We start from the raw sequence: 12,284 nt of genomic DNA on the forward strand, positions 1-12,284 counted from the left end.
CCGGATGCCTCCCACTGTAGCGAATGCCGCATTGCCGCCATAACAAAAATACGTTATGGATAAGCTAACGAATTCTTAGCGATAAGCCCTGCTCATGCACTCACCGTCCCGTGCGCGCTTGCCCAAGCTGAGCGCCATTCTGGCGTTCGAAACCGCCGCTCGCACCGGCAGCCTGGCCCGTGCGGCGGATGCGCTGGCGCTGACCGCCGCCGCCGTCAGCCAACAGATCCGCCAGCTCGAACAACATCTGGGCATCACGCTGTTCATTCGCGCTAAAAGCGGCGTCACGCTGACCGAACAGGGCGCGGACTACCTGGCCTACGTGCAGGAGGCGTTTGAAACGCTGCGCGTGGCGCAGCAACACGTCGAACGCCAGCGCGGCAAACAGGCGCTGACGGTGTTCGCCCTGCCGGCGCTGGCGTCTAAATGGCTGAATCCGGCGCTGGGCGACTGGCTGGCGCAGTGCCCCGACGGCGATCTGCGGCTGCACGCGACCCATGCGGCGGTCGATTTCGCCCATTCGGCGGCGGATTTCGCGCTGTGCTTCGGCGATCAGGATTACCCACTGCTGGAAAAGGTGCAGCTGTTTCAGGATCGGGTGCAGCCGGTATGCAGCCCGGCGCTGCGCGATCGCGGCGACTGGACGCAACTGCCGCTGATCCACGTCGACTGGGGCAAGGAGAGCCAGTTTCTGCCGGGCTGGCACGAATGGTTCACCGTCGCCGATCGGTCGCCGCCGCCGCGCCGCGGGCTGACCTATAACCTGACCTCGCTGGCCATCGACGCCGCCGTGCAAGGACGCGGGGTGCTGCTCGGCCAGCGGCGGCTGATCGCCCGTGAACTGGCGGAGGGCCGGCTGGTCACCCTGGCCGAACCGGCGCTGCCGCTTAGCAAGCCCTACTACGTGGTTTACCCGCCGCGCACGCTGGAAAAACCCGGCGCCGCGGCGTTTTTGGGCTGGCTGCGGGAGCTGGCTCAACGCTCGGCATAGCGTTCAGGTTTTGGCCATCAGCTCGCCCAGCAGCAGGTTGGTGGCGCGCGGTTGGTACACTTCATTACCTGCACCGGGGGTGAGCGTCAGCTCGCCGATATAGAGCCTGTCTTGCGTCAGGTAGAAATCGACCCGGCAGTAGTCCAGATCGGCGGCAACGGCTTGGGCGACCTCAATCATCTCATCCCAAAAGTCAGGCTTCGCGTGCAACGTGTTGATCTGGGGAATATCTTTCTGGGTAAAAAAGCAGTGATGCGCATGGCGGTCCAAAAACTCCAGCGACGTCGGCTCCGGGCCGCCCCGCAGCAACTCCACGAACAGATAAGGCTGGCTGCCGTTAAAAACATGCACTTTATAGTCGATCAATTCACCGTCGCGTTCGATGTCCAACAGGTTTTCAACCACAATTTGCAGTGGGATCTTCGCATAGTGCTTCTCACGAAAGCGCTTCCAATACGTTATTTTTGACCATTTCTTGAGAGTGCTTGCAATCTCATCATAACTCACTCGCGCTTTATCTCTGACAATCTTAACTTGCTGCGAGGCATTATTTGTTTTGATAACAAAAGATTGAGGCAACGACAAATAGTCTTGCTCAGTGAAGTTCTCCGTTATCATGATGACCGGCGTTAGGTATTTTTCCGAAACGCGACTGGATATATAATCCCTCACCGCCACCTTGTCCGCCAACAGGCTGAACTCTTCGCGCGGGTAGCGCATTCTGTGGTAAATCCTTTCGGAAAAACTTTTAGGATTCAAAAAGTTGACAAAGCTTCCGTGAGCAAAATAATGCGACAGCTGATAATAAATAAAGTCAGGCGAAACCTTATAGAGGTATTTTACGAATTTTCTCATTCCGTTGATTCATCCATTAATCCAACATAACAAAAGACCCAGCTAAAGTTTAAATGCAATTGACTTCAATTGTAAAATATAAAAAAAGCCTTGGTGATTATTAAAGGATAAAAAACGGAATAATCCTATATCATAAGGTATTCAGGGAAGCGTCAGTGAAACTAAAGATCATAGACTTCAGCATAATAAGAAACGCTTCCTGGATGATAGCGGAAAAGACGGTATCAATCCTCGGCGTTATATTCATCACCGCCTACATGGCCAAATATATTGGGCCGGAAAGCTTCGGAAAGATTACCTTTGCCACGGCGATTTTCGCCATTACCCAAACGTTGGCGCTGCTGGGGTCGGACACCATCCTCTTCAAACGCATTAGCCGTAATCCGCGCTCCGGCGCAGCGCTGATGTTCTCCACCAACCGGCTGAGGCAAGCCTGTTTCCTGGCCTTTTCTGCGATCATCTTGCTTTATACCGGGCTGCGGGAAGACTTCACGACCTTTTACTTTTGCGCCGCCACATTCCTGGCCTCGTTTTTTTCACTCAAAGACGTCTTCGCCATTTACCATGACGCCCGGCTGGAATCGCGTTTCAATACCCTGGCCAACGTGGCCGGCTTAGCCAGCGCATTGTTGGCTCGCTGGCTGATCGTGTTTTTTGATCTGCACCTGTACTTTCTGGCCATCCCTATCGTGATGGTGTACCTCATCCCCTATCTGATCCGTCATCACCTTTATCATCGCCGCCATCCGGGCTTTTCGGCCCCCGGCCGTATTCGGCGCAAATATGTGCGCTATCTGCTCGCCAGCGGCCTGCCGTTGGCGGTATCCAATGTTTCCATCGCCATCTATACCCGGCTGGCGCAGCTGTTTTTGATGTGGTTCGTTTCCGCCGCGGTGCTGGGCATTTACTCGGTCGCCATTACCCTGGCGACCGCCTGGATGTTCGTTACCGATGCCGTCATCACCTCGTTCTTCGCGAAAATATTCGCCTATCGGCGCGAAGACGCGATGCGCGCCGCGGCCAAACTGAATGGGTTGGTGCTGGCCATCGCCTTAGCCATCGTCGCCGGGATCGTTTGGCTGGGCAAACCGGTCATCGCACTGTTGTACGGCGAGCAATACCTGGCGGCCTATGCCGCCATGGGGGTGTTGGCCGTCGCCACCCTGCTCTCCGCCCTGGGGACCGTGGCCTATAAATACATCGTGCTGTTTTCCGGTTACGGTTTCCTTTCCCGCAAAATGTTGTTGGTGTTTATCATTAACATTCCCCTGTCATACGGCCTGATTCGGCAATACGGTATGATGGGCGCCGCTTACAGCACCTTGCTGACCGAACTGCTGTCATTGACCATACTCAACTATCTCTTTCAGCGGGGTGCCGTACTGAAAATGCATCTGCGCTCACTGAACCCGGCGCTTTACCTAAGACGCCCGTCGGGAAAGTAATCCGGCTGCTGAGGCGCAGCACGTAATGCGCTCACAAACGCCGCAAAGCCCGCTATTTTAAGCCTACTTTTTCTCATGCGAGACACCCTGTGGACACCCAACGCTACCTGCAGCATATCGGCTTTACCGGCGTCGCCCGCCCCGATCTCCCCACGTTGCAACAGCTGCACCATCGCCACATGCTGAGCGTACCGTTCGAGAACCTGAGCATTATTTATCATCAGGGTATTCAGCTGGCGCCCGAAGCGCTGTTCAACAAAGTGGTCGAGCGTAACCGCGGCGGTTTCTGTTATGAACTGAATACACTGTTCGCCCTGCTGCTGCGGGAGATCGGTTTCAGGGTCAGCTTTATCTCCGGCGAGATCCGCGCGCGTGACGGCCATTTCGGCCCACCCTACGACCATCTGGCGCTGCGGGTGGATCTGACGGGCCAGGCCTGGCTGGTGGACGTCGGTTTCGGCGATTCCTTCCTGACGCCGCTCAAAATCGTCGTTGCCGAGCCGCAACCGCAGGCCAGCGGCACCTTCCACCTGGAGCGGGAAGGCGAATATTACCTGCTGGAACGCCGCAACGGCGACCAGCGCTCGCATGTCAAAACCCTGTATCGCTTTACCGTTCAGCCGCGCGAACCGCATGAATTCGACGAGATGTGCCACTTCCACAGCACCTCGCCGCAGTCGCACTTCACCCAGCGCCTGGTGTGTTCACGGCCGACCGAACAGGGCCGGGTGACCCTCAGCGACATGAAGCTGATCGTGACCGAAGATCACCAACGCCACGAAACGACGCTGCATTCGGAAGAGGAACGGCGGGCCGCGCTGTGGCGGCATTTCGCCATCGATGTGGGTCGTTGACGGCGCGGGCGGCGCCCTTTTATTACGATTCTGTTACATCGATTGCATAACCGCGCTTGGCTGATTGCCAGCATCGCGGCGGCAGGCATCATAGGATCATGATTCGGCAACAGAGTGCGAAAAATGATCCGTGTGATACTGGTCGATGACCATGTGGTGGTGCGCTCCGGCTTTGCGCAATTGCTCAGCCTCGAAGCAGACATCGACGTGGCGGGGCAATACAGCAGCGCGGCGGCGGCCTGGCCGGCGCTGCTGCGCGACGACGTCAGCGTCGCGGTCATGGACATCGCCATGCCGGATGAAAACGGCCTGAGCCTGTTGAAACGCCTGCGGGCGCAGAAGCCGCAGTTTCGCGCGATCATACTCAGCATTTATGACTCCCCCACCTTCGTGCAGAGCGCGCTGGATGCCGGCGCCAGCGGTTATCTGACCAAACGCTGCGGGCCGGAAGAGCTGGTGCAGGCGGTGCGCTCCGTCGATATGGGCGGCCATTACCTGTGCGCCGACGCGCTGCGGGCGCTGCGCGGCGGCGAGCAGCCGGCCACGGCGCTGGAAGTGCTGACCCCGCGCGAGCGTGAAATCTTCGAGCTGCTGGTCAAAGGCGACAGCGTAAAAGAGATCGCTTTCAAGCTCGATCTCAGCCATAAAACGGTACACGTACATCGCGCCAACGTCCTGGGCAAGCTGCAGTGCAACAGCACCATCGAGCTGGTGCATTTCGCCCTCGATCATCAGCTGCTGGCGGGGCATTGATGTCACTCCGCTCACGGCGCTGGGTTATCTCGCTGTTTATCCTGTTGGCCTGGGGCAGCGGCTGGCTGATGCTGTGGACGCTCGGTTTCTATCTGACCCACAACGGCAATCAGGCGGCGCTGTTTCTGCCCCACGGCGTCTATCTCGCGCTGCTGATCTTGCTGGGGCGGCGCTATTGGCCCGCCCTGATAGCGCCGCCGGCGCTGCTGCTGTTCTGGCTGCACGGCGAACGCCTGCTGAGCGGCTACGGCCTGCTGGCCGCCCCGTTCATCACCCTGATCCCGGCTCTTCTCGCGCAACGGGTCTGGCGCCGTTTTCCGCTCTACTGGCAACGGCTGACGCTGCTGCTGGCCGCAGTGACCGCCGCCTCGCTGCTCAATACCGCCCTGCTGTCGCCTTTCGCGCAGAGCCCGGCGATGCTGCTCGGCCTGGCGTCGTTTACCGGCGGTGTTTTGTTGACCCCGTTCGTCTACCTGATCTTTGAATTTCTGCGCCAGCAGCACCGCTACCATCTGCTGGGGCTGGACACCGCCAACCCGCCGCTGCGCGCGTCCTTAATCATCTGGTGCAGCCTGTTTTTCGTTATCGGCATCGGTACGCAGATGGTGCTGTCGCCGGAAATCGAGCGCCTGCTGCTGATCGTGGTGTTTTTGCCGAACGTGGTGATGGCGTGGAAGTTCGGTTGGCAGGGCGGCGTGCTGTCCGGTCTGCTCGGCAGCATGATGATCACCCTCGCGCGGCAGGTCGGCGTGGGGTTCGGCAATCTGGTCGAGCTGGAAATCTTTCTGGCGACGCAGGCGCTGCTCGGCATCGGTCTGGGCATCGCCATCAGCCGTCAGCAGCATCTGGCACAAAACCTGCACCACTATCGCCGACGCCTGGAAGAAGAGTTGGCGGCGCGGCGGGCGTTGACCGAAAAACTGATCCACACCGAAGAAGACACGCGAAAGAACCTGGCGCGCGAGCTGCACGATGAAATCGGCCAGAACATCACCGCCATTCAAATTCAGTCGCAGCTGGTCAAGCGGGCGCGCGATCCGGCGCAAACCCAGGCCGCCGCGAACCAGATAGGCGATCTCGCCCGGCGCATTCATCACTCCACGCGCCAGCTGCTGCGCCAACTTCGCCCGCCCGCGCTGGACGAGCTGGCGTTCAAAGACGCGCTTCACCACCTGCTGAGCGAATTCGCCTTTAGCGAACGGGGCATCCGTTGCCGTTTCGACTACCGCCTGACCGACACGCCCGCCGGCGAGACGGTGCGCTTCACCCTCTACCGGCTGCTGCAAGAGCTGCTCAACAACGTGTGCAAACACGCCGAGGCCAGCGAAGTCGCCATCGTTTTGTATCAGCAAGGCGCCATTTTGCACCTCGAGGTACGGGACAACGGCGTCGGCATCCATACGGGCAACGCGCCGGGCTTCGGCATTCAGGGAATGCGCGAACGGGTCAGCGCGCTCGGCGGCGAACTGACGCTGGAAACGCAGCGCGGCACCCGGGTAATTGTTAACCTGCCCACAAATTTGCAACAAACCGCCGACTAACTAGGAAAAAGTCTTAGCCACTCCGGACTTTATCTCATCCCCTTTCCCTTTCACCTTCTTATAGTCAGCACCAGGGAGGCGGCTATGCAAGCACGCTCGGCATCTGAAATCGATCATCGTTACCGCGCGCTGCGCCCGCGGCTGCTGCTGTACATGGTCATCGGGTACGCCGCCTTTTACCTGACGCGCAAAAGCGTGAATTACGTGCTGCCGGCGCTACAAACGGATTTGGGGCTGGATAAAGGAGACATCGGCCTGCTCGGCTCGCTGTTTTATCTGAGCTACGGCCTGTCGAAATTCGTCGCCGGGTTGTGGCACGACGGCCATGGGCAGCGCGGGTTTATGGGGATCGGCCTGTTCGCCACCGGTTTGCTGAACGTGGCGTTCGCCTTCGGCGAATCGCTGACGCTGCTGCTGGCGGTCTGGGCGCTGAACGGCTTCTTTCAGGGCTGGGGCTGGCCGCCCTGCGCGCGGCTGCTGACCCACTGGTATTCGCGCAACGAGCGTGGCTTCTGGTGGGGCTGCTGGAATATGTCGATCAACCTCGGCGGCGCGATTGTGCCGCTGATCAGCGCCTTCGCCGCCCAGCGCTGGGGCTGGCAGGCGGCGATGTTGATCCCGGGGGCCGTCAGCATGGTGCTGGGCATCTGGCTCACGCGGCAGCTGACAGGCACGCCGCAGGAAGAAGGCCTGCCGTCGGTCGGCCAATGGCGCCACGATCCGCTGGAGCTGCGCCAGGAACAGCAAAGCCCGCCGATGGGGCTGTGGCGAATGTTGCGCACCACGATGCTGAAGAACCCGATGATCTGGTTGCTCGGCGTCTCTTACGTGCTGGTCTACCTGATCCGCATTGCGTTGAACGACTGGGGCAACCTGTGGCTGACGGAAAGCCACGGCGTCAACCTGCTCAGCGCCAATGCGACGGTGATGCTGTTCGAGATAGGCGGCCTGCTCGGCGCGCTGTTCGCCGGCTGGGGCTCGGATGTGCTGTTCGGCGGGCAGCGCGCGCCGATGATTCTGCTGTTCACGCTCGGGCTGATGGTTTCCGTCGCCGCGCTGTGGCTGGCGCCGGTGCATCACTACGCGCTGCTGGCGGGCTGTTTCTTTACGGTGGGCTTTTTTGTCTTCGGCCCACAGATGCTGATTGGCCTCGCCGCCGTGGAATGCGGGCACAAAGGCGCCGCGGGCTCCATCACCGGCTTTCTCGGCCTGTTCGCCTACCTGGGGGCGGCGCTGGCGGGCTGGCCGCTGTCGCGGGTCATCGAAGGCTACGGCTGGTCAGGCATGTTCAGTTTGCTGTCGATCGCCGCTGTTCTTATGGGTTTATTGCTGATGCCGCTGCTGATGGCGAGCGTTACCACCTCTACCGAGAGAAGGATAAAACAATGAAAAAAACGTGGTTCACTACCCTGATAGCGTCCGGCATCGCGCTGGCGACCCTAAGCGGCGCCGCGCACGCCAAGGGCCGCCTGGTGGTCTACTGCAGCGCCACCAATGAAATGTGCGAAGCGGAAACCAAAGCCTTCGGCGAGAAATATGACGTGAAAACCGCGTTCATCCGCAACGGATCCGGCAGTACGCTGGCGAAAGTGGACGCCGAGAAGAAGAACCCGCAGGCGGACGTCTGGTACGGCGGTACGCTCGATCCGCAATCCCAGGCCGGTGAAATGGGGCTGCTGCAGCCGTACAAATCGCCGAATCTCGACCAGGTGATGACGCAATTCCGCGATCCGGCCAAGCTGAAAGGCAACTACTCCTCGGCGGTCTACGTCGGCATTCTCGGCTTTGGCGTCAATACCCAGCGCCTGAAAGAGAAAAACCTGCCGGTGCCCAAGTGCTGGAAAGACCTGACCAAGCCGGAATACAAAGGCGAGATTCAAATCGCCGATCCGCAAAGCTCCGGCACCGCCTACACCGCGCTGGCGACCTTTGCCCAACTGTGGGGAGACGATCAGGCGTTCGCTTACCTCAAACAGCTGAACGCCAACGTCTCGCAGTACACCAAGTCCGGCATTGCCCCGGCGCGCAACGCCGCCCGCGGCGAAACGGCGATCGGCATCGGTTTCCTGCATGATTACTCGCTCGAAAAGGAACAGGGCGCGCCGCTTGAGCTGATCTCGCCGTGTGAAGGCACCGGCTACGAAATCGGCGGCGTCAGCATCCTCAAAGGCGCGCGCAACCTCGACAACGCCAAATTGTTCGTGGATTGGGTGCTGTCGAAAGAGGCGCAGGAGCTGGCGTGGAAGCAAGGCAAGTCCTATCAGATCCTGACCAACACCACCGCCGATACCTCGCCGAACTCGCTGAAGCTCGACGACCTGAAGCTGATCAACTACGACATGGACAAGTACGGTTCGACCGACGTCCGCAAGGCGCTGATCAATAAATGGGTCAGCGAAGTCAAGATGGGTAAATAAGCCCACATTCTGCGCCTGTTGCCGGGTAAGCCTCACGGCTTGCCCGGCCTGAACATCCGGGAAACTTATGTCACATACACATGCACTCCATCTCGTGAAAAAACGAGATGCGATATCCCTTTGGGTTTTGCTTGGCTGGCTGGCGTTCGCCCTGCTGCCGAGCTGGAGCCTGGATTACGGCCTGCTGGAGTCCACAGGCGAAGAGATCCTCGCGGCCTACGGCTGGTCACACCGCAATATCAGCTGGCTTTGGTGCCTGCTGCCGAGCCTGCTGCTGCTGCGCCCTTACGCTGCGGCGGGCCGTGAGCAGCGGCGCCGCCACGCGTTCGATGCCGGCTGGGCGCTGCTGTGCATGGCCTTTATCGTTGTCAGCGCCACGGTGGCGGGACGCGGTTTAGGCTACGCCACCCTGGTGCAGTTGACCGCGCTGGGCGCCATCATGACGCTGGCGCTGACCCGCCTCGACTGGCTGGGCGGCGACCGTTTCGTTATCGGCGCGCTGGTCACCATCGTGGCGCTGATCGGCGTCTTCATCGTCTGGCCGAGCATCGCGATTTTCATTCCGATGTTCACCGACCAGACGGGCGCGTTCGCGCCGCTGGCCTTTATGAACGTGCTGTCGCAGGCGCATATCATTCAGGTGATCCTCAACTCCATCGCCCTGTCGATCGCGGTGGGCGCCGGCTGCACCTTTTTCGGCCTGGTGCTGGCGATTTACACTACCCGCATCGCCAAGCGCAGCGCCATTATCGGCCGCATCTTCTCCATCTTGCCCATCGTCACGCCGCCGTTCGTCGTCGGCCTGGGGGTCACGCTGATGATGGGGCGCTCCGGCTACGTCACCGAGTGGATGGTGGCCTGGTTCGGTTTGACCAACACCAACTGGCTGTACGGCTTTACCGGCATCTGGCTGGCGCAGGTGCTGGCGTTCACCCCGATGGCGTTCATGATCCTCGACGGCGCGATCAAGACCATTCATCCTTCGCTGGAAGAGGCCTCCTACACCCTGCGCGCCAGCCGCTGGCAAACCTTTAACGGCGTGTTCGTGCCGCTGCTGAAACCGGCGCTGGCCAACGCGTTTTTGATCGTGGTGGTGCAATCGCTGGCTGATTTCAGCAACCCGCTGGTGCTCGGCGGCAACTTCGACGTGCTGGCGACGCAAATCTATTTTTACATCACCGGTTCGCAGCTCGATTATCAGGCCGCCAGCACCCTCGGCGCCTTCCTGCTGCTGTTCTCACTGCTGGTGTTCTGCATCCAGTATATGTGGATCGGCAAACGTTCCTACGTCACCGTGTCCGGCAAATCGTATCGCGGCGACGTGCAGCCGCTGCCGGTCACGCTGGTGTGGGGCGTGATCGCGCTGCTGGCGGTGTGGGTAGCCTTTAACGCCCTGCTTTACGGCAGCATTTTCTACGGCAGCTTCACCGTCAACTGGGGAGTGGATTACACGCTGACGCTGGATAACTTCATCAAACTGTTCGGCCAGGGCATGAGCGACGGCGCGTGGCCTTCGCTGCTCGACACGCTGCTGTACGCCGGGATCGCCGCGCCGATCACCGCCGCGTTCGGCCTGCTGATCGCCTGGATCGTGGTGCGCCAACAGTTCAAGGGTAAAAAGACCATCGAGTTCACCACCATGCTGTGCTTTGCGGTGCCGGGTACCGTGGCCGGCGTCTCTTACATTCTCGCCTTTAACGGCGCGCCGGTGTACCTCACCGGGACGGCCGCCATCGTGATTATTTCGATGGTGATGCGCAACGTGCCGGTGGGCATTCGCGCCGGGATCGCCGGGCTGGGCCAGATAGACAAATCGCTGGACGAAGCCTCGCTCAGCCTGCGCGCCGGCTCGCTGCGCACCATCACGCACATCCTGCTGCCGCTGCTGCGCCCGGCGATCCTGTCGGCGCTGATCTACAGCTTCGTGCGCGCCATCACCACCGTCAGCGCCATCGTTTTCCTGGTCACCCCCGATACCCGCGTGGCCACCGCCTACATCCTCAACCGTGTGGAAGACGGCGAATACGGCGTGGCGATCGCCTACGGTTCAATTCTGATCGTGGTGATGCTGGCGATTATTTTCCTCTTTGACTGGCTGATCGGCGAGGCACGCATCTCCCGTTCAAAAGCCAAAAACCAGGCGTAATGGAGCCCATGATGAGCCAGAAAAATTTCGTTGAACTGCGTAACGTCTCCAAACGGTTCGGCAGCAACACGGTAATCGATAACATCACGCTCACCATCCCACGGGGGCAAATGGTGACGCTGCTCGGCCCTTCCGGCTGCGGCAAGACCACCATTTTGCGCCTGGTCGCCGGGCTGGAAAAACCGAGCGACGGGCAGATATTCATTGATGGTGAAGACGTCACCCATCGTTCCATCCAGCAGCGTGACATCTGCATGGTATTCCAGTCTTATGCCCTGTTCCCGCACATGTCGCTGGGGGAGAACGTCGGCTATGGCCTGAAGATGCTCGGCATTCCGCGCGCCGAAGTGAAAGCGCGCGTGCAGGAAGCGCTGGCGATGGTGGACTTGGCGGGGTTCGACGATCGCTATGTCGATCAGATCTCCGGCGGCCAACAGCAGCGCGTGGCGCTGGCGCGCGCGCTGATCCTCAAGCCGAAAGTGCTGCTGTTCGACGAGCCGTTGAGCAACCTCGACGCCAACCTGCGCCGCAGCATGCGCGAAAAGATCCGCGAACTGCAAAAGCAGTTTGATATCACGTCGCTGTACGTCACCCACGATCAGAGCGAGGCTTTTGCAGTCTCCGACACCGTACTGGTAATGAACAAGGGGCATATCATGCAGATGGGCTCGCCGCAGGATCTCTATCGGCAGCCCGCCTCGCGCTTTATGGCGAGCTTTATGGGGGACGCCAACCTGTTCCCGGCCAGCTTCAGCGCCGATCATGTCGATATCAGCGGCTATCGCCTGCCGCGCCCGGCGCATTTTGCCGCCCAGGGCGCCGGCACGGTGGGCGTGCGGCCGGAAGCGATCACGCTGAGCGAGCATGGCGATGAAAGCCAGCGCTGCGAGATCCAGCATGTCGCCTACATGGGGCCGCAGTATGAGGTGACGGTGGCGTGGCACGGGCAACAGATTTTGCTGCAGGTTAACGCTACCCGCCTGCAACCGAACGTCGGCGAGCAGTATTATCTGGAAATTCACCCCTACGGCATGTTTATGCTGGCGGACGCGGCATAGTCGGCCTCACGCTTAAGGGGTAGAATAACGGCCATCCCGAACGGGATGGCCGAAAATAATCGCCAAAAACACCGTATTTATCTATTTTTACAATTCCACCCAAGTCCTTGTTCATCCGAACAATAAATATAGCCACACCCACTCAAAAATAACCACCCAGACCACTCAGGGTGATATTTTTATTTAAATAGGGTAAGCTTGATCCCGCAGTCGAAATTATTTAA

At 59.7% G+C, this 12,284-nt stretch carries 10 protein-coding genes; 9 read left to right on the top strand and 1 reads right to left on the bottom strand.

The annotated features are described in order from the left end of the window. The first annotated feature begins 94 nt into the window (after positions 1 to 94). Positions 95 to 991, top strand: a complete 897-nt coding sequence (locus tag ACSBQV_RS08680; protein WP_099785306.1) for a LysR substrate-binding domain-containing protein — start codon at positions 95 to 97, stop codon at positions 989 to 991. 3 nt (positions 992 to 994) lie between these two features. On the opposite strand, the gene ACSBQV_RS08685 is transcribed toward ACSBQV_RS08680, so the two are convergent. After that, positions 995 to 1,846 carry an ATP-grasp fold amidoligase family protein gene (locus ACSBQV_RS08685; RefSeq protein ID WP_046686608.1) on the bottom strand — a complete coding sequence of 284 codons (852 nt, stop codon included), beginning with the start codon at positions 1,844 to 1,846 and terminating at the stop codon, positions 995 to 997. A 155-nt stretch (positions 1,847 to 2,001) separates the two neighbouring features. Between ACSBQV_RS08685 and ACSBQV_RS08690 the strand changes: the two genes are divergently transcribed. The 8 genes from ACSBQV_RS08690 to fbpC all read left to right on the top strand — a co-directional run bounded on the left by ACSBQV_RS08690 (position 2,002) and on the right by fbpC (position 12,060). Further along, a complete protein-coding gene (locus ACSBQV_RS08690; protein ID WP_099785308.1) occupies positions 2,002 to 3,291 on the top strand; it encodes an oligosaccharide flippase family protein in 1,290 nt (429 codons plus the stop codon). Positions 3,292 to 3,380: 89 nt separating this feature from the next. Further along, complete coding sequence (locus ACSBQV_RS08695) at positions 3,381 to 4,145, top strand: arylamine N-acetyltransferase family protein (protein ID WP_099785310.1); 765 nt, start codon at positions 3,381 to 3,383, stop codon at positions 4,143 to 4,145. Between the two features lie 123 nt (positions 4,146 to 4,268). Continuing rightward, positions 4,269 to 4,898: a response regulator transcription factor gene (locus ACSBQV_RS08700; RefSeq protein WP_033642255.1), complete on the top strand. Its 630-nt coding sequence runs from the start codon at positions 4,269 to 4,271 to the stop codon at positions 4,896 to 4,898. Next, on the top strand, positions 4,898 to 6,439 hold the full coding sequence (locus tag ACSBQV_RS08705) for an MASE1 domain-containing sensor histidine kinase (RefSeq protein WP_099785312.1): 1,542 nt from the start codon (positions 4,898 to 4,900) through the stop codon (positions 6,437 to 6,439). Before ACSBQV_RS08700 ends, ACSBQV_RS08705 begins: the two co-directional genes overlap by 1 nt. Positions 6,440 to 6,499: 60 nt before the next feature. After that, on the top strand, positions 6,500 to 7,828 hold the full coding sequence (gene uhpC, locus ACSBQV_RS08710) for an MFS transporter family glucose-6-phosphate receptor UhpC (RefSeq protein WP_226772964.1): 1,329 nt from the start codon (positions 6,500 to 6,502) through the stop codon (positions 7,826 to 7,828). Beyond that, positions 7,825 to 8,856, top strand: a complete 1,032-nt coding sequence (locus tag ACSBQV_RS08715; protein ID WP_099785314.1) for an ABC transporter substrate-binding protein — start codon at positions 7,825 to 7,827, stop codon at positions 8,854 to 8,856. The genes uhpC and ACSBQV_RS08715 overlap by 4 nt, the downstream gene beginning before the upstream one ends. Before the next feature lie 67 nt (positions 8,857 to 8,923). After that, a complete protein-coding gene (locus ACSBQV_RS08720; RefSeq protein ID WP_033642251.1) occupies positions 8,924 to 11,002 on the top strand; it encodes an ABC transporter permease in 2,079 nt (692 codons plus the stop codon). An 11-nt stretch (positions 11,003 to 11,013) separates the two neighbouring features. Further along, entirely contained in the window at positions 11,014 to 12,060 is a 1,047-nt protein-coding gene (gene fbpC, locus ACSBQV_RS08725) for a ferric ABC transporter ATP-binding protein (protein WP_033642250.1), read from the top strand. Positions 12,061 to 12,284: the final 224 nt, after the last annotated feature.

It is taken from the genome of Serratia sp. B501 (assembly GCF_051172315.1).
Classification (GTDB): domain Bacteria; phylum Pseudomonadota; class Gammaproteobacteria; order Enterobacterales; family Enterobacteriaceae; genus Serratia; species Serratia ureilytica.